Annotated in this window: 18 protein-coding genes; 9 read left to right on the top strand and 9 right to left on the bottom strand. The window is 45.1% G+C overall.

Annotated elements, in window-relative coordinates:
- Window positions 1-36: 36 nt before the first annotated feature.
- On the bottom strand, window positions 37-804 hold the full coding sequence (ubiE, locus tag WCK19_RS05370) for a bifunctional demethylmenaquinone methyltransferase/2-methoxy-6-polyprenyl-1,4-benzoquinol methylase UbiE (RefSeq protein WP_342396340.1): 768 nt from the start codon (window positions 802-804) through the stop codon (window positions 37-39).
- Between the two features lie 227 nt (window positions 805-1,031).
- Here ubiE and WCK19_RS05365 point away from each other — a divergent pair, with 227 nt between their 5' ends.
- Together WCK19_RS05365 and WCK19_RS05360 are read left to right on the top strand one after the other, a co-directional pair.
- Complete coding sequence (locus tag WCK19_RS05365) at window positions 1,032-1,688, top strand: hypothetical protein (protein ID WP_342396339.1); 657 nt, start codon at window positions 1,032-1,034, stop codon at window positions 1,686-1,688.
- 61 nt (window positions 1,689-1,749) lie between these two features.
- Entirely contained in the window at window positions 1,750-2,751 is a 1,002-nt protein-coding gene (locus WCK19_RS05360) for a polyprenyl synthetase family protein (protein ID WP_342396338.1), read from the top strand.
- Between the two features lie 55 nt (window positions 2,752-2,806).
- Here the strand turns inward: WCK19_RS05360 and WCK19_RS05355 are convergent, their stop codons facing one another.
- From WCK19_RS05355 to WCK19_RS05345, 3 genes are read right to left on the bottom strand one after another with little or no spacing between them, the layout of a single operon-like run.
- The gene (locus tag WCK19_RS05355) at window positions 2,807-3,607 is read right to left on the bottom strand and encodes a hypothetical protein (protein WP_342396337.1); all 801 of its coding nucleotides are present in this window, start codon (window positions 3,605-3,607) and stop codon (window positions 2,807-2,809) included.
- 9 nt (window positions 3,608-3,616) lie between these two features.
- Window positions 3,617-3,868, bottom strand: a complete 252-nt coding sequence (locus WCK19_RS05350) for a zinc ribbon domain-containing protein (RefSeq protein ID WP_342396336.1) — start codon at window positions 3,866-3,868, stop codon at window positions 3,617-3,619.
- 38 nt (window positions 3,869-3,906) lie between these two features.
- On the bottom strand, window positions 3,907-5,061 hold the full coding sequence (locus WCK19_RS05345) for a M50 family metallopeptidase (protein ID WP_342396335.1): 1,155 nt from the start codon (window positions 5,059-5,061) through the stop codon (window positions 3,907-3,909).
- A gap of 379 nt (window positions 5,062-5,440) precedes the next feature.
- Here WCK19_RS05345 and WCK19_RS05340 point away from each other — a divergent pair, with 379 nt between their 5' ends.
- The 4 genes from WCK19_RS05340 (at window position 5,441) to WCK19_RS05325 (ending at window position 9,869) form a co-directional block, all read left to right on the top strand.
- Window positions 5,441-6,145 (top strand): protein phosphatase 2C domain-containing protein, encoded by a 705-nt coding sequence (locus WCK19_RS05340; protein ID WP_342396334.1) that lies wholly within the window; start codon window positions 5,441-5,443, stop codon window positions 6,143-6,145.
- A 2-nt stretch (window positions 6,146-6,147) separates the two neighbouring features.
- Window positions 6,148-8,022, top strand: a complete 1,875-nt coding sequence (locus WCK19_RS05335; protein ID WP_342396333.1) for a hypothetical protein — start codon at window positions 6,148-6,150, stop codon at window positions 8,020-8,022.
- Between the two features lie 32 nt (window positions 8,023-8,054).
- Window positions 8,055-8,999, top strand: coding sequence for a hypothetical protein (locus WCK19_RS05330; protein WP_342396332.1), 945 nt, complete (start codon window positions 8,055-8,057; stop codon window positions 8,997-8,999).
- A gap of 120 nt (window positions 9,000-9,119) precedes the next feature.
- On the top strand, window positions 9,120-9,869 hold the full coding sequence (locus WCK19_RS05325) for a VWA domain-containing protein (RefSeq protein WP_342396331.1): 750 nt from the start codon (window positions 9,120-9,122) through the stop codon (window positions 9,867-9,869).
- Between the two features lie 116 nt (window positions 9,870-9,985).
- On the opposite strand, the gene lysS is transcribed toward WCK19_RS05325, so the two are convergent.
- Window positions 9,986-11,509: a lysine--tRNA ligase gene (gene lysS, locus WCK19_RS05320; RefSeq protein ID WP_342396330.1), complete on the bottom strand. Its 1,524-nt coding sequence runs from the start codon at window positions 11,507-11,509 to the stop codon at window positions 9,986-9,988.
- Window positions 11,510-11,635: 126 nt separating this feature from the next.
- Complete coding sequence (gene greA, locus WCK19_RS05315; protein WP_342396329.1) at window positions 11,636-12,109, bottom strand: transcription elongation factor GreA; 474 nt, start codon at window positions 12,107-12,109, stop codon at window positions 11,636-11,638.
- Window positions 12,110-12,952: 843 nt separating this feature from the next.
- Between greA and WCK19_RS05310 the strand changes: the two genes are divergently transcribed.
- Window positions 12,953-13,507: a hypothetical protein gene (locus WCK19_RS05310; RefSeq protein ID WP_342396328.1), complete on the top strand. Its 555-nt coding sequence runs from the start codon at window positions 12,953-12,955 to the stop codon at window positions 13,505-13,507.
- Between the two features lie 2 nt (window positions 13,508-13,509).
- Here the strand turns inward: WCK19_RS05310 and WCK19_RS05305 are convergent, their stop codons facing one another.
- Complete coding sequence (locus WCK19_RS05305) at window positions 13,510-13,818, bottom strand: 2Fe-2S iron-sulfur cluster-binding protein (RefSeq protein WP_342396327.1); 309 nt, start codon at window positions 13,816-13,818, stop codon at window positions 13,510-13,512.
- A gap of 280 nt (window positions 13,819-14,098) precedes the next feature.
- On the opposite strand from WCK19_RS05305, the gene WCK19_RS05300 reads away from it, so the two are divergent.
- On the top strand, window positions 14,099-15,238 hold the full coding sequence (locus tag WCK19_RS05300) for an inositol-3-phosphate synthase (protein WP_342396326.1): 1,140 nt from the start codon (window positions 14,099-14,101) through the stop codon (window positions 15,236-15,238).
- 86 nt (window positions 15,239-15,324) lie between these two features.
- Here WCK19_RS05300 and WCK19_RS05295 read toward each other — a convergent pair whose 3' ends face one another.
- Window positions 15,325-15,852, bottom strand: a complete 528-nt coding sequence (locus WCK19_RS05295) for an inorganic diphosphatase (protein WP_342396325.1) — start codon at window positions 15,850-15,852, stop codon at window positions 15,325-15,327.
- Window positions 15,853-16,083: 231 nt separating this feature from the next.
- Complete coding sequence (locus WCK19_RS05290) at window positions 16,084-17,760, bottom strand: AMP-binding protein (RefSeq protein ID WP_342396324.1); 1,677 nt, start codon at window positions 17,758-17,760, stop codon at window positions 16,084-16,086.
- A 227-nt stretch (window positions 17,761-17,987) separates the two neighbouring features.
- Between WCK19_RS05290 and WCK19_RS05285 the strand changes: the two genes are divergently transcribed.
- Window positions 17,988-18,311 (top strand): hypothetical protein, encoded by a 324-nt coding sequence (locus WCK19_RS05285; RefSeq protein ID WP_342396323.1) that lies wholly within the window; start codon window positions 17,988-17,990, stop codon window positions 18,309-18,311.
- Window positions 18,312-18,377: the final 66 nt, after the last annotated feature.

Here is an 18,377-nt window from a genome sequence, read left to right as displayed (position 1 = left end):
GTGTGCTATCTATCCACACATAGGTAAATATGAGTGCTATTTAGAGGCAACGTGTATAGCAACTGCGCCCAAGCCGTATAACTTGAATCGCACCTTACTTAGACCCGCTTTCTCCATTATCTGCTTTAGCTGTTCTGGTGGAGGGAAATTCTTAGCAGATTCTGGAAGGTATGTATAAGCTTCCCTATGTCCGCTAATAAAACCCCCGATAATGGGTACTATGCGGTTAAAATACAATTGGTGTCCCCACCTTACCAGCGCAAATTTTGGCTTGGCTACCTCAAGGCAAATCACGCGCCCACCCGGTTTAACCACCCGGCGCATTTCAGAAAATGCTCGTTCAATGTCCGAAACATTTCGCATAGCAAAACCGGTTGTAATTGCGTCAAAAGTGTTGTCAGGGTAAGGCAGGGCAAGGGCATCGGCTGCCATAAACTGTACTACCTTGCCGACACCTTTTTTGTCAGCCTTTCCCGGTCCGGGGCGCATCATTTCAAGGCTAAAATCACTCGCTATTATTTTGCCGGTCTGCCCTACAACCTCTGCGAGCGCGAGCGCAATGTCGCCCGTTCCAGTTGCTACATCCAGCGCAATTCCGCCGGGTTTAAGGCATGATTCACGCACTACCACCTTACGCCAGCCTTGATCTAGCCCAAAAGTCATCAAACGATTCATCAAATCATATTTAGGCGCAATTTGCCCAAACATGCGATTCACATAGGTTGACTTAGCTTCAGAATTAAATCCGGGTAGGCGTTCGGTTGGAATTACATGTTCAACCGAATCTGTTGTTTCGCTGTTCATGAACTTACATATGACTTTCGATAAATTTCAAATAGCATCGATAATTATATCACAAATTCACAATGTGAGGCAAACCGCATCGATTCTGGGAATTATTGACAGGAATTTCACAAAGTGGTATTATCTTGTTGCATTCGTTTAGAATTTTTTGAACGATGCGAACATTTTTATTTTCCGTTGCTTATGGGCTTTTTAAAATGCCAAGCGCAATCAGGGAGCAATATGCTGTGTTAGAAAGCAAAGCTCAAGACATCAATCAACCTACCAGCCCACCTGATTCTGCCAACCTTCAGGAACAATTAGAAGAATCTTCTCGTGATTTTATAAATAGCCTAGGTCGAGTGGCGGATTTCTTCGGGTTTAATCGCCTGATGGGTCAGCTATATGCAGCGCTATTTCTAAGTCCTGAGCCTCTTACCCTAGATGATATGGTCAAGCGGTTAGACAGCAGTAAGGGCAATGTTAGCATAAATATCAGATCGCTTGAACGCTGGGGATTGGTACGTCAAATTTACAAATGGGCAGATCGCAAAAATTACTATGAAGCTGAAACTGACATCTGGACAGCCATAAGCGGTATTTTGCAGGAACGCGAACGGCGGGAAAATTCGCAAATATTACGCTCACTGACCCATAGCATAGAAGCATTGGAGAAAGTTTCAGCAGTTGCGAGTGGACAGGAAGCGCAGGTAGCAGACTTTTATTTGATGCGAATGGAAATGTTGCGCAAGCTATTACAATTTGGTGATCACTTGTTAGAAAAAATGGTGAAAGGTGGTCAGGTAAATTTTGCTACTGCCCGTCATAGTTCCAAAATCGTGGATGCGAATAAGAATGGTTTCGCTGAACCGGAAATTGAGGTATTAGAAACGGAAGTAGAATAGGCAATCATCATTTTCTACTAATAAATCGCAATAATATAATCTATTAAAGAAGGTATAGCTTATGAATAGCTTACAGGGGCTGGAAACTCCTAAACTGCTCGCTGGTATCGAGGAGGAAATTGAAGAAGTAAGCAAAGTCTTAACCGAGGCAGCATCACTTAACTTCCCACTTTTAGAGCCTCTATTACAAGCGATAATAAATGCCGGAGGCAAGCGCCTGCGTCCTCACCTTACCCTACTCTCAGCGCTCGTGTCGGGTACCCCTGAAAATATTGATGCTCTGAAATTGCGGCAGGTAGCGGCAGCAGTCGAGATGTTGCACACCGCAACGCTGGTGCATGATGACACGATTGACGATGCTTTGTTAAGGCGTGGCTTCGCTACCCTAAACTCACAGTTAAGCAGTGGTACGGTTATTCTGGTGGGCGATTATCTTTTCGCTCAATCCGCTATTTTAATCACGCGACCCGGCAACCCTCTTATTGTTCGGATTTTTGCTGAATGCTTGGCGGCTATTTGCGAGGGAGAGTTGACTCAAATTTTTAGCAGCCGTGAATGGAAGCAGACACGCGAGGATTATTACAAGCGGATATATTGCAAAACCGCCGCGCTTTTCGCAACAGCTTGCGAAATGGGCGCAATCATGGGAGGCGCAGAGGAAGAACTGGTTAGCCGCATGCGACAGTTTGGGCATATGGTCGGAATGGCTTTCCAAATTGTAGATGATGTTATTGATTTCCAACCGGCGGCAGTTACCGGAAAAGCAACCGGTGGAGACCTTAAACAGGGTATCGTGACCTTACCTACCATGAACTTCTTTGAAAAAGCTTCAAAAGAAGATGCCGATTTCGTCAAGAAGGTAATCCAGAACAAGGAAGCAAATGATCAGGATATTGCACAAGCGGTAGAACTGATAAAAGCCAGCGGCGCTTTTGAAGCTGCTTACGAAGAAGCGCGGAGTTTTATTCAACAAGCCAAAGAATTAGTGAGAGACCAAAGCGATAATGAGGCTGTACTCGCCTTGCTCAACATTGCAGATTACGCTTTGAAGCGGGATAAATAGAGCCTTTAAGAAGTTAGTAACTGAAGGGAGGAGAAGCTCAAACCTTCTCCTCTTTTTAATTTGTGGAGGGGTCTCCGGGTTTGCCGTAATTTTCGGGTACATGATGGTCGCCCAACGAGAGCATCGGATTTACGCGAATAGCGGGTTCTTTGGGAGTACGCTTGTCCCGAAGCTTATAGCCTGTCCGCTTTGGCGGCTGTGGGTCAGCAACTTCCTCGATGAGATTTCGGATTAATTGGATTAGGTCATGAGCGTCAGTTTTAGGTAGCTTCACCATATTAAATACAAATAACAAATGAGGACTGGTGGGACGCACCGATATGCGGCGGATGTCATAGCCATCGTCATTTAGCAGGGTGATAACCCGTTCGGCAAGTCCATTTATTTGGTCGAGCCGCGAAGCAATCCGATAAGGAGCGCCATGTGAATAATCCTGCACTTCCCAATCCTTCATGCCCCCCAAACCGAGCATTACCGGACGCGGTACGGGGTCTGATTTTTTAAAGATTTCTATTTCTGTACCGGGGCGGGGCGGTGGATTAATAGAAATCATGATGGTCATGCTATCTTTACCGCCCCGAACTAGCGTAAGCAGACGCGCAAAGATTTCGCGGCGAACGCTACCCAGCACTATTACTACTTCCCGAATACGCCCCTTGCCCTGTTTTACTTCAATGCTTAGGGTATTTTGGTTCAACCAGCGACTACCAATATCAGAACCCAACATCGCCAGCGAATCTTCCAACCAGCGAGCAAGCCAAGTTAACTTGCGCCGGCTATATTGCAGGTTGTAGAAGAAAGAGCCAACCCACAATGCCAATATTATAGGTAAAAGCAGCAGCAAAGGGTTTTCCATATTGCTGAATTATATACCACCGTGACAGCCGCAACCACCGCCTTTGCAGCAACCGCCACCGTTATTACCACCGACCTGTAGATTGGCGGGTCTGGTAATGCCATCAGATTTGGAGAAAGCCGTAAAAGCGCTAATCAAACGCTTGGCTTTGCCTTGAGCGCCACATTCGGGGCATTCCATTTCGGTGTCAATCTGGCTAATTCCGCGCAACCGTTCAAAACTTGAGTTGCAGTGTGAACACTTATATGCGTAAACAGGCATTCATAATCTCCTACATGACGTAATCAGCATTTTCAAGTTTACCGACGAACTTTTTCCAGTTCTGCCGCAGAAATAGAACCGACAAATACACCGCCCCGGTCTAGCACTAGCACAGGCTTACCTCGTCCGGCACGTAACAAAAGGCGTGCCATCCCTAGGTCATCATCCTCATAAACCGCTTGAAAGTCACGGCGCGGCAGCATAATTTTCTCAAGATAGGTAAATTGTTGTTGGTCACGCGAAACTTTGCGAGCGATAGAACGGGATAACATTCCGGCAAAAAAGCCATCGCGCAATACCGGAATCATTACCCCATCCGGTATATTTGAAGTTCGCGCTAGAAACTCAATTATAGTGGTTCGCGGGCTAAAAGTAGAATCAAATCCGCGATTTGCCAAAGCTCCGGCAGGAATTCCTTCTAAGGTTCTTTCCTGCTTTTCCGGAGGTGGCGCAGCATTTGGACGCTTGAATCGCATAGCCTGTCCGGTAAATTGCTGAACGCTTTGCAATTGCCCTAATGAAGCGCTGACAATCCAGTATCCCAGCATTCCCAATAAAAGGACATTCAGTATAGAAGGTTGCCCGCTTTGCAATTCATTAATTACTATATAAGCAAAAAATCCGCCTACTCCCAAACCGCCAAGCGCAACCGCCCATGCAGCCCATAACTCGCGGCGAGTTACCAGCAACACGAGAGCGCGGAGAGCTTGCCCACCATCCAGCGGGAAGCCGGGCAAGAGGTTAAAAATTGCCAGTAGCAGATTAGCTTGGGACACATAGTAGCAAATATATATCCAAGCAGTAGTTTGAAAACTTTGGTTGCGGGTTTGCTCAAAAGAAAGGTTAAAAATAAACCAGAGCGCAAAGTTAGAAGCAGGTCCCGCTAATGAAATCAGCAAGTCGCGCCAGTTGCTGGCACGCTTGGAGCGAAAGACACACACCCCACCGATGACCGAAAGCATAATTTTATCAACTTTAGCGCCTAACAACATCCCAACCGCCGCATGCGCCAATTCATGTATTAGAATTGACGATATTATCAGCACTCCCACCGCTACACCAACCAGCAGACCGTCATTTCGGCTTACCCCGCCAAGAGTAGCTACATAAAAAACTATGATAAATAGCGCGGTAAGATCCATAAAGATTTCCACGCCGCGCCAAGTAAAAAGTTTGAAAGAATTTCCGAACATAAATTAACCAAAACACCTTTCGAGAATACAGCTATATTTTACCCATGATTTGGGCTATTGTCATGTCATCGCCCAGAACAATCCTCTTTTAAATTATACTCTAACTTACCATAGCTTGACCTGAATTATTGCTTAGAAAGTTAAATGCGTCAAACTTAGTAAGTGTGATAAATAACACTAAGAAACCTATTGACAGCAATTCAATCCCATGATATAGTTAGTGTGTAAATTACACATACAGGTTTAGAAAATCATCTTTAGCCCTTCTCAATCACGGTTCTACGGCATATCTATATTTTTGCTTTTTTACTGAGAAAGGGCATAATTGCGGATTTAGTTAGTGTGATAAATACATTAACCACATGAAAGGTACAAGAATATGCGCCGCTTCAAAGTTAGCGCCGGTTCAACCATTGGAAAAAATCATACGCTGCGTCAGGCCAATTGTCAGGACAAATACAACATTACCGAAATTCAGGTAAACGGTGAAAGCTACCTGATTGGAGTAGTCTGTGATGGATGTGGAAGCGGTAGCAATTCTGAAGTGGGCGCTGGTTTGATGGCTCGCTTTCTCTGCCAAGAGTCAGCGCGACAACTTTCCAAAGGAGTGCCAATCGAATGGCTACCAGACATACTCTATCGGGCGGCATTGCGTTACATGCGGCGCGTATTACAGGGCTTGCGTTCGCTCAATCCGGCGCAAAATCACGAGGTAATTGCCGAATATTTGTTGACTACGGCGCTGGGTTTTGTGATGAATAGCGAAAAAGGGATTATTTTCAGCGCGGGTGATGGCTTGTGCGTTTTGAATAAAAATATTAGTGCAATTGACCAGAATAACACCCCGCATTATCTGGCGTATGATTTGCTGAACAACATCCCATCATCGTTCGAGGTGCGCGAATTTTCGGTAAAGCAATTGGAGCGTTTGGCAATCTGGACGGACGGGCTTGACCCGCAACTATTACCCTCTACGTGGGGTCACAGCCACCCACGCGGCTTACAACGTCAGTTAAACGTACATTTCCGCAAGGGGCGACTAGAAGACGACACCACCGGAATTGTGGTGGAGAGAGTGGCATAGTTATGAAACTGGTAGTGGGCAACAAACGGGTTACAGTACAGGAAAAAGATGTGCTGGGAACGGGTGGGGAGGCAACAGTTTTGCGCTATAACAATCGCGCCCTAAAACTGTACCACTGTCCTAACCCAGCACGACTAAATAAGGTGAGGGAGCTAATCGAGTTTGCGCCAAGACTGCCTTCTAACGTAGTTTTACCGGAAGAACTGATATGGGATGAACGCGGCAAAGCTCCGGTTGGATTTGCAATGCGAAGCCTGCCAAACGGGTATATGCCGATTTCACGCCTTTTCCAACGCGCCTATCGCGACTCTACCAATTTGAACGAACGCGATATAACGGGCGTGTTTCTGGAAATGCAACTTACCTTGCTGGCAATTCACGCTGCCGGGCTAGTTGTAGGAGATTTTAACGATGCCAACGAGCTTTTTTATAATGATAATGTTCAATTTATAGATGTGGATAGTTATCAGTTTGGGCAATACCCTTGCTCGGTAGCAACTCGCGATTATCTAGACCCGCAACTTTACAACCAAGACTTGAGCGCAAATACGCTTTTCAGCCCTGCCAATGATTGGTACAGCTTTGCGGTGATGGTATTCAGGGCGTTGTTGTTGACGCATCCCTACGGTGGCACTCACCCTACCCTGAAACAGCTTGAAGCGCGAGCGCAAATCGGGGTTACAGTGTTTGACCAGAGTGTGAAATATCCTAAAACGGCACTTAATCCAAAACTATTGACGGATGAGTTATTGCAGCTTTTCCATAGTATTTTTGCAAAGGGCTGGCGTGGGGCAATTCCGGTTGAAATATTGCAGCTTTACCGCGAATCGTTACAAGAATGCCACAGTTGCGGACATTGGTATCCGAATGCACGTCTGAATTGTCCGGTCTGCGCCGCTACACTGGCGTTTGTTATGCCGGAGGTGATAGAGGTAAACGGGTTACGCTGCGAAGAATTTTTGAAGGTAAACGGCAAGATGATTTACTGCCGCTTGTTGGGCGATATTCTGTATTGTTTGGCAAATGAAGAAGGCAATACCGTACTCTACTCGAAAGCGGCGGGAACACCAATCAAGCGACAGGTTTTATTCCACGAACTGCCGGGAGCGCGGTTTGAGTTTGCCGGGAATTTTCTAGTAGTTAGTCCCGCAATCGGAGACAATACCCTGTTGGTAATAGACCTGAGCAGCGACCATCCCACCGGAATTGCAAGGCTGACCACAGAGTTATACGGCGGAAATACGCCCGTCTTTTCCTGTTCTGACGGGCTACTTTACCGAGTGGCGGGAGGAATGTTGCTAAAAGGGGAAGTGCGCTGGGGGCAATTGCTGGAGCGTCCTGTTACTAGCGTACTGGAGAACCAAACGTGGTTTGTCGCTGCCCCCGACCAATTGCCAAATCAGGATAGGCTAATCGGTTATACCCGTATATTTAACCGCTATGAGTTTTTCCTGTTGAACCACGAGGGGCGGCATAACCTTGAAGTGGCGATGCTGCAACCCGGAGAAAGTTTGCTGGAAACACAAGCTTTTTTCTCAGGCGCATTGGTACTGCTGGTACGAAAAACGCGCCTTAACGGTGTTACATGGATACGGTTCGAGGTTGTTGACGCTGACGGCAAAATTCGGCACAGTCGTAGAGCGTGTAATGCGGATTTTGGCGGTATAGATGAGCTTGGCGGTATTGCTTTTTCTCAAAACACTGCGCTGTTGCCAACTAATGCCGGAATACTAAGGGTAGAGATGGCAAACGGACAGAATAGCCTGTTACCTGCTACAGCCGCTTATGTTGGGGAAGGCGATGCGCTAATCTCCTACGGGCGGGGCTTGCTGGTAGTCAGTGAGAGCAGGATTACTTTTCTTAAGATGGTAAAATAAGTTTCAAATATTGGAATGAAAGGAAAATTAAAATGGCAACTAATCAAACAAATTCAGCTTTCCCGGCATACTATGACCCGGCAAAAGTTGGCACTCTATACCAGTCCGAGATTGCGGTGGCAGCTGAAGCCGGTTTGAAAGCGCAAAGCGCCCCAAGCGCACATGATAAAAAGCGGGTTATGTTACTCTTAGTTGACCCGCAAGTGGATTTTGTTTTAACGAGTGGAACTTTGAGCGTGCCGGGTGCGGTGGAAGATACCCGCCGTACTATAGAATGGATTTATCAGCACAACGGGGAAATTACCAGTATCGCCGCTTCATTGGATAGTCACACCGCTTTTCAGATTTTCTACCCAACTTGGTGGATAAATGAAAAGGGCGAACATCCTGCGCCTTTCACCACAATTTCGGGCGAAGATATTCGCAACGGGATTTGGAAGCCGGTTATTGACCCAACTTGGTCATTGAACTATGTTGAAGAACTGGAAAAAGGCGGTAAATATATTTTGATGATTTGGCCCTACCACACCATGATTGGAACACCGGGGCAATCTATTGTACCAGCCTTATCAGAAGCGATTATGTACCACTCGGCGGCTCGGCACGCCCAACCCATGTGGCTGATTAAAGGCTCGATTCCGCAAACCGAAAACTACTCCATCCTTGAACCGGAGGTGAAAGTACCAACGCATCCGTTGGGCGGGTTGAATACTTCATTTCTGGATATGTTGAGCAAGTATGATTTGGTGTATGTGGCAGGGCAGGCAAAAAGCCATTGCGTGCTATCAACGATGCGCTCGATTATACAGTATTTTAGCAACCAACCGGAGGTTATTGCCAAGTTGCGCTTCCTGATGGATTGTACCTCCTCCGTGCAGCACCCCGCCATTGACTTTGATGCAATTGCCAATGCCGAGTTACAGGCGATGTCGAAGCAGGGTATGCGGTTGGTAACTTCCAAAGACCCGATTAACTAATTCTCCCAAGTTAAAAGCCCTGTCTAACTCCAACAAGCGAGGCAGGGCAATCAAATAATTACAACTATACCACTGTAAAAGGTGAGGCTTACTTAAAGTTTGCCCGAAAGGAGCGATAATATGAGCGGCAATATAAATGACCTCTTTAGTAGCGCGGTTCAAAACAATGACCTTGACCAACAAGCAGCGATGGTACTGGTAGAAAATCTGGATGCAGTGGCGTTAGCGGGTTGCAATGGGGTGGGATTAGACCAGATTGATAGCGATGATGTTACGTTGGTGGCGGTAGTGCTGGATGAAAGCGGCTCTATGAGTCCTTACAGACAGTCAGTAATTGAAGGATTTAACCAGATGCTAGAAGCTCTGCGAGAATCGCGTATGCCAGAGTCAATTCTGTTAAGCACATGGGCTTTCAGCGCAAACCCTCGTTTGCTGTTCAGCTATACCCCCGTTACAGGGCTAAATGGCATCAGCGAAGCAGATTTCAATCCCGATAGCAATACCGCGCTTTATGATACGCTGCTGCACGTTATGACGGGAATGGTGGCATATGGGCAAATGCTTCGGGATAATGGAGTGCGTACCCGTGGGATAATTGTGGTCTTTTCAGACGGGGAAGATAACACCTCTAAAGCAACTAATCAGCAAGTGCTTACCGTAAGCAATGCTTTGGTAGCGCAAGAGTCTTATACGCTGGCATACGTGGGGTTTGGCAATCTCGATTTAAATCAAATAGCGCAGGAGGTTGGATTCCCGGCGGTACTTACGGTGCAAGCTTCGGCAAGTGAAATACGCCGAATTTTCCATCAGGTTAGCGCCTCGATTATACGTAGCCAAACCACAATAGGGGCAAATCGCTTCTTCATTTAATGGGGTTTATTTGTAGCTTGAGGCGAGGGTATAGCCTTCGCCTTTTATCTTTTGCATTAGGGGCTAAAGCAAATTGCCCGAAGCCCCTCCTGAAGCGAAAGCCTTTGTCTCAATTACTACAAATTACGCATTTGCGGGAACAGAATAACATCACGAATACTGGCTTGATCGAGCAACAACATGCAAAGGCGATCTATGCCAACGCCAAGACCCCCAGTAGGTGGCATCCCATACATCAAGGCGTTAATAAAATCGAGATCCATTTGCATCGCTTCATCGTCACCGGCATCCTGATTGCGTTTCTGGTCAAGGAAACGCTCGCGCTGGTCAACAGGGTCATTTAATTCGGTAAAAGCGTTGCCACATTCGAGACCGGCAATAAAAGGCTGGAATCTTTCGACTGTGCCTGCTACTCCCGGCTTTTTCTTAGCAAGCGGCGAGAGCTTTTCAGGATAATCATAAAGGAAAGTAGGCTGAATCAGCTTGGGAATTACAAAGGTTTTGAGAGTCTCATCTACAAGTTTGGGCCAAACCGTATCGGGTGCTACATCCACACCCAGTTTTTTAACTTCGCGATATAGGTCTTCTTGCTCAGGGTATTGCTCATAATCCAGTCCGGTATAATCAATTATAGCCTGACGCAATTGAAGCCGCCGATAAGGTGGTGTAAAATCCACTTCGTAACCGCGGGTCTGAACTTTGAGCGTGCCGAGTACCTCTTGCGCGATGTAAGCAAACATCTCCTCCACCAACTTCATCACATCGTTGTAATCCCAGTAGGCAGCGTAACATTCCATCATTGTAAATTCGGGATTGTGCCGAACATCAATACCTTCATTACGGAAATCTTTACAAATTTCGTACACTTTGCCAAACCCGCCTGAAACTAAGCGTTTTAGGTATAGCTCATCGGCAATACGCATGTAAAAATTTTGGTCAAGAGCATTATGATGAGTAACAAAGGGGCGAGCCGATGCGCCACCATACAAGGGTTGTAGGGTTGGAGTTTCCACCTCAAGAAAGCCCTGACGGTCAAGATAGCTACGCATCGCGCTAATGATACGGCTGCGCTTGACGAATACATCGCGCACTTCCGGGTTGGAAATTAGGTCAACATAGCGTTGGCGGTAGCGTTGCTCAGTATCCTGCAAACCGGCATGCTTATCGGGTGGCTGGTTTATAGCTTTTGAAAGTATATTCCATTGATGGACTTCAATAGTTTTATCGCCGGTTTTGGTAATAAAAGGCTTGCCCACTACCCCGATAATATCGCCGAGATCTACGCTATCTTTAAAAAGTAATAAGCTCTGTTCTCCGGCTTCAAGATGAGCATCTTTCAAATATATCTGAATACGGTTGCCGTCCTCTATCAAATCCCCAAAGACCACTTTTTTATCGCGCTTGAGCATAAGACGACCGGAAACGCCAACCAAGACACCCTGCACGGGCGGGTCGGCATGGTCATCTTTTTGCAGAGCTTCAAAGTTTTGCAAGACTTCCGCAACGCTATGGGTACGTTGTAGGAAGCGGGGCGGGTAAGGGTCTATTCCCAAGTCCCGGAATTTTTTTACTTTATCCAGCCTTAAACGCTGGTATTCGTTTAACTGCATCCCATTTTCAAAACTGGTATAAGAATCCATCAGGTTTTTCGTCTCTTCTCTTAATTTTTACTATAACAGACGGTTTAGATGCCTGTGTGATTATAACAAAAAAGGAAACCGGACGTTTAATCCAGAATCCTTTCACTTTCCACATATTAAAGGAAGCTAGTCGATAGAGATTATCTTAACCTTAACAACCCCAACGCGAGCGTTATAGGAAACTTCCTCACCTTTTTTCTTACCAACTATAGCCGCGCCAAGGGGGGATTCAGTGCTGATTTTGTTCTCGGATATATTAGCCTCTGCCGAGCTAACCAACATATAGATTTCTTCTTCGCCATCCTCATCAATAATCTTAACGGTGCAACCTACGCACGCTTGAGTATTACCATTGGTTTGGGTAATAACTTGCGCCCTGCTAAGGGTATTTTCAAGTTCGTAGATTTTTTTCTCCAGCATAGCCTGTTCTTGCTTAGCATCTTCGTATTCGCCGCTCTCGCTTATATCGCCGCCATGTTTTGCTTGCTGGATGCGTTCGGCTATTTCTTCGCGTTTAGTAGTTCGCAATTGATGCAATTCTTTTTCGAGTCTATTCTTACCCTCGGCGGTAAGCTGAATGGTACGCTCAGTTATGCTCATATAAGAGTCTCCTCGAAACTCGATTTAGTAACGTAAGGGTGCAAGAAAAGCTACAATGACAATTTCTAACACCATGTTTTCCTCTTTACTTAGAGAGAAAAAGCAATAGGGCAAGTGACCAAACCGGGCAGAAGCGCCGGGTTAATCAGCAAAGCCTTTTAACTGAAAGGTCATATCCTCCAAGCCTGATAGCAATTAAGCTATTTAGGAACGGAAGCGGGTACTGCTTGGTTCGCACTACCAAATAGTATCGGAAATAAGAGCAACCTTGAGCCACTTAACAATTGCAGATTCTATATATCTGCACGGCTATAACTGAAGAAGCTGAGGCTAACCTCATCAGAATACCCGAATTAATATTTGTAAAGCTGCTTGTTTTGCTCACCCTGTTCCGCGGAGTTAGCTTTGCTGCGGAAAGAGTGAAATTGCATTTTTAGTACCACCTGTGAGTGATTTATCAGGTTTTGCCGGTACTTGACAAAAAAAAGAAAAACGAGAGCGGTTAGAAGTAAACCTCTGCTCTCGATATGCTTACAGATTTATTATATTTAATGTTTTGTATTTTGTAAAGAGTAGTGAAAAACGCTTTCGTAGAGGAATTTATTGAAGGCTATAGCCTGAATGCAGCGTATGGGTACAACTTTTGGATATTCTCCGATATGCTAAAATATAAAAAAGTGAAAGGGTTCAATATTTAAATTGTATATAAGAAAAAATTCAGGCTCAATTATCTATTCGAGAGTCTTCGGTAAGATTCTTTTTGTTTTACTTCTAACCTTAATTATATTGCTGACTGCTTGCAGTGAGGAAACTTCTTCACAGAATAGTGAAGAGATTGCCAGCTTGCCTCGTTTAAATCTAACGAATTGTGTGTCGAGCAATGTTAGCGCGAAGGGTAGTCTTACACCTAACAAAACAGTGCCGCTCCCGCAAGGGTTTCGTATTTTCGTATCCAATATCTATCCTTATGCGCTATCATATCCAGATAATTGGACAATAAGAGAAAATCAGTCGGCAGGAAACCTCAAAAGCGACTTGATAGTGGCAGAATATAAAGATAATAGCAGGGCATTTATGTTTGTACTTTCCGAGAAACTCGATAATCCCAATACTGACTCGGCTGCTTATTTCGATAGTAAGTTAAAGGAACTTAACGCCACACAAAAGTCCTTGCCTATAGACCAGCAAGGAGAAAGAATCGTGGCAGATAACCCCGCTTATGTTATCTCCTTCAATGTTTCGCAACCCATTCAGACTCAATCTATTCAAATAACTTTTGTCAGTCAAGGGCGTGGATGGGTGATAAGCTATAGCTCCTCGCCTGATCTTGGTCAAAAGTATTGCGGTCAGTTTGTGCAGATTTTAGACACCTTTGCCTTGACAAATTTATCGAAATAAATTTAACAGACATCCAGTAAGCTCTTGCGAATGGTAATATCCCCAATAATACGAGTCTGGCAGGCTAGACGAATCTTTTGAACTAAGCTGTGCCGTCCTTTCCGAACCGTCAATTGATATTCCTCCAAACGTGACATAGGGGAAACATTCTCAAATCCTTTAATTAAAACAAAGGCACAAGTAGTACAATGGGCTTTACCGCCACAGGTGTTAGGCCAGGCTATCTGTTTATCGAGCGCTGCCTCTAGAATCGTCAAACCTATTACCACCTCTAATTTCTGTCCTGAAGGTAAAATTGTAATGATGGGCATTTGTCATCCAATATATATGAAGTCGATAAATTATCAAATTGTGAAATAATATTAACATGCGGTAATTATAGCAACTAGCAATTTTCACTTGCAATATCAAATAGCCAACTGGAATAAGACTGTATAATGGAATGTCATGAGATAATGATGTTAATTTGACAAAAAGGTCAATTATGTGTGAAACTAGGGCATGTTAATGCTCTTTCTACTAGCATTAAAGTCGGAATTTTTAAGAAAAATGAAGTTTATTTGAGAGTAATGTATTAAGGAGCGACCAAACTTGGGCGAGAAGAAAAAAATCCGGGTTGCTATTATTGGCGTAGGCAACTGCGCCTCTTCGCTGGTACAAGGCGTAGAATTTTATAAAAATGCCAAGGACAATGAATTTGTCCCCGGCTTAATGCATGTACGCCTAGGCGGATACCATATAAGCGATATTGAATTTAGCGCCGCTTTCGACATCAATGTCACTAAGGTCGGTAAAGACCTAAGTGAAGCAATTTTCGCTGAACCAAACAACACTATCAAATTTTCGGATGTGCCGCATCTTGGAGTGCCGGTTCATCGAGGCATGACACATGACGGGTTGGGTCATTATCTGAGCCAGATTATCACCAAAGCCCCCGGACCAACCGCAGATATTATCCGTATATTGAGAGAAACTAAGACCGACGTTGTAGTAAATTACCTGCCTGTAGGTAGCGAAATGGCTACCAAATGGTATGTAGAGCAAATTTTGGAAGCAGGTTGTGCTTTCGTAAACTGTATCCCGGTATTTATCGGACGTGAAGAATACTGGCAACGTCGCTTCCTTGCCAAGGGTCTTCCTATCATTGGTGATGACATCAAATCACAGGTTGGCGCTACTATTACTCACCGTATGCTTGCCCGTTTGTTTGAGGAGCGTGGCGTAAGGCTCGATCGTACCTACCAGTTGAATTTCGGTGGTAATACCGATTTCTATAACATGTTGGAACGCAGCCGTCTTGAGAGCAAGAAGATTTCCAAAACCAATGCCGTTACCAGCCAACTTGAGAATACCCACCTAGAGGAAAAGAACGTGCATGTCGGTCCTTCCGATTATGTGCCGTGGCTGGAAGACCAGAAATGGTGCCATATTCGTATGGAAGGTACTACTTTTGGCAACGTGCCGCTCAAAATGGAAGTAAAACTGGAAGTATGGGATAGCCCTAACAGCGCCGGTGTGGTAATTGACGCATTGCGCTGCGCTAAGTTAGCTATGGATCGTGGCGTTGCCGGTACAATCGCCGGACCTAGCGCCTATTTCATGAAAAGCCCACCCGTACAATACCATGATGATGTCGCTCGCCAGATGGTGCAAGATTTCATCGAGGGCAAAGACGATACACGCCTTCCTTTCGACACTAATGTTTCCAGCGCTCCTGTTATTAAGGAATAAGTGCTAGAAATCAAAAGGGCTGTGGTTTATATTCCACAGCCTTTTTTCTTTTATACCTTTGCAAAATTAAAAAACATCACTGTTTTTTATTCTGGCTCATGCGTAGCTTTGCGCTTTTTTGATGCTTCAAAATCTTGGTAGCGTTTTTCGCATTCTACGATGACTTCCCAAGCTTTTGTTTCGTCATACCAGCCTAACAACTCTGTCCATTTATCCTCAAGGGCTTTATAGGTAGCAAAGAAGTTTTCAATTTCTCTCAACCAATGAGGACCAAGATGCTCTAGTTTGGTAATATGGCGATAACGTGGGTCCTTAGTAGGAACAGCCAGAATTTTTTCATCCTGTCCCTGCTCGTCTTGCATCCCCAGAATCCCGATTGGGCGGGTATCAATAACACAACCGGGAAAAGTAGGAAAATCCATTATCACCAAAGCATCAAGTGGGTCTCCGTCTAAAGCAAGAGTCTGGTCTATATACCCGTAGTCTGCCGGATAATGAACCGAAGAAAAAAGAACACGATCCAATTTGAAAAGTTTGCGTTCTTTGTCATACTCATACTTGTTACGCGAACCCGTTGGAATTTCGATAATAACCTCAATACTCGTTCTCTTCAAAGTATTCTCCTGTAATCGAAATTACGATAAGGTTTTTTTTCGTATTACTACTCTTGCCATCTATTTTATATCCGATAACCCTTTGTGGCAAGTTAGAATTGGTCTGAATAATTGTGCCTTCTATACCAGCCCTCAAATTCAACTTACATTCGTGGGCTTGTACCAGTAACCAATTCAATAATATCCCTTCTAATTCTACCCTGTGTTTGAACTATGTCAATTCACTATTTATTAATTAGCGGTTTCCTTACGCAACAAAAAGCGTTGAATTTTCCCGCTAGGCGTTTTAGGAAGCGCATCGGTGAAAATAATTTGGCGAGGGAAGGCATGCTTACCAACGCTTTTCCGTACAACCTGCTGCAATTCTTCTACCAATTTTTCACTTCCTACGCTCCCTGCTTTTAGAGTCACATACGCTTTGATGATTTCGCCACGTTGTTGATCTGGTACGCCGATAACCGCCGCCTCCGCTACCGCCGGATGTTCCAGCAAAGCGCTTTCAATTTCAAACGGACCGACCCGATAACCGCTGGTATTAATCAGGTCATCCGCTCGCCCCTCAAACCAGAAATAGCCATCCTCATCGCGCCGCGCCATATCTCCAGTTAAATGCCAATCCCCAGCATATAACGCTTCAGTTTTTTCAGGCTCTTTCAAGTAGCCCTTAAAGACATAACCCAAACAGGTCTTGTTCAGGGCAATTTGTCCAACAGACCCAGTAGGCACAATATTGCCCTTCTCATCAACCAATTCAACCTCAAAACCGGGCATCGGGCGACCCATCGAACCCGGACGGATAGGGTCACTGAAAGCATGGTAATTATTTACAATCATCAGCAATTCGCTTTGCCCGTAATGGTCATAAATCGGTACATTTAACTCACGCTGGAACCAATCAATTACTTCAGGGTTGAGTGGCTCACCCGCGCTGCTGGCAACTCTTACGATTGGCTTATACTTGCGAGCGATTTCCGCGCCTGCCGCTGCTAACGCCCGGTAAGCAGTAGGGGCGTAAGCGATATTTGTAACCCCATAGCGTTCTGCCACTTGCCAGAAAAGCTCGGCGCTAAAGGTCGGCTCAATCATCGTGGCAGTATTTCCAATCAGCAAGGGTCCAAGCAAGCAGATAATCAAGCCATAAGCCCAACCGGGGTCTGCGCCGCCCCAGAAAACATCATCTTCACGCATACCCATTGCAAAAAGAACATAGGGCAAAATAGACAGACCGATTTTATGGGAAATCATTGCTCCTTTTGCCTGTCCGGTTGAACCGCTGGTATATTGGATTTCTGCCAAATCATCCAGTTTCGTTTCCACTATGGTAAATTCAGTGGAAGCCGCATTAACAACCGCCCAAAAGTTGGTTATACCTTCACCCAAATATGACTTTTCGTCACCAATTACCAGAATATTATTTAACAGCGGCAAACCTTCCGCTTCATTTAGCCCTTCCTGTATTTTGGGAAGATTTGTGGTATCGGTAATTATTGCGCGTGCCTCACTATGGCGAATACGATAAGCTACGGCAGGTCCGGCAAAAGCGGTAAATAGCGGCACATAAACCGCGCCCATCTTCCAAATAGCAATAACTGTCGGTAAGATAGCTGGGGATTTGGGCAACAAACCCGCTACTCTATCACCTTTTTTGACTCCAAGCGCAGTCAACGTATTGGCTACTTGGTTGGAGAGGTCGCGCAACTGACTATAAGAATAGCTTCCATGCGTACCGTCCTTTAACTCGAATCGCAAAGCTGGAGAATCGGCTTTTGCGGGGTCGTTTGCCCAGCGGTCACAAACTTCGTAGCCAAGATTATAACGCTCACGCGGATTCCAACCACAACGCGCCATCAAGGAATCCCACGTAAAATTATCGACAAAATTACGATACAGGGGGCGAGTATCTGTCATCTTCTTCCTCCGGAACATATTCTTCAGGTGGATATACAATTGCTTATTGGATTATACGTACCGCCACTAAGTAGGTCAAACTATTCAGTAATTTTGTCATTTCTCTTGTAACAATAAGGGTAAAAGTGTCCTTTTTCTATTTTTCTCATGGAAAACACACACTGAAACGCCCTGCTCGAACTCTCTTTTCAGTTGATATAAGCCTCTCTTCGTGCTATGCTTAACCTATGCGGATAGTAGGAATTAGTGAATTACTTAAACGAGCGCAGGAATTTATAGGTTCAGCCGCAAAATGGGAGAGCATTCTGGCGGAAGACCGCCGTGGAACGCTAACTATGTACGAATACGTGGTTCCGCATGGTTCAAAGCAATGGCAGGGTTATTATGCTTCATGGGCGCGTATCAGCCCGTTAGATGATGGACATAGCCTTTATATCCTAGCTTATTATCGAGATAACAAAAAGTGGCAGGATTTGGAAGTCACTGGACATTTGGAAGAATGCCTACAAGCTATTAAAGATAACGTTTACGGTGTGTTTTTTAATAAATAGGAATAACAATTTAACTGGATGGGGAAAAGCCTAGAACTGACGGAAACTCCGAGCTTCGTTCTCAGG

Origin of the sequence: Candidatus Chlorohelix sp. (assembly GCF_037138995.1) — a bacterium.
Classification (GTDB): Bacteria; Chloroflexota; Chloroflexia; order Chloroheliales; family Chloroheliaceae; genus Chlorohelix.
Note: the sequence above shows the minus strand (reverse complement) of the source record. Positions and strands in the feature narration are given on the sequence as shown.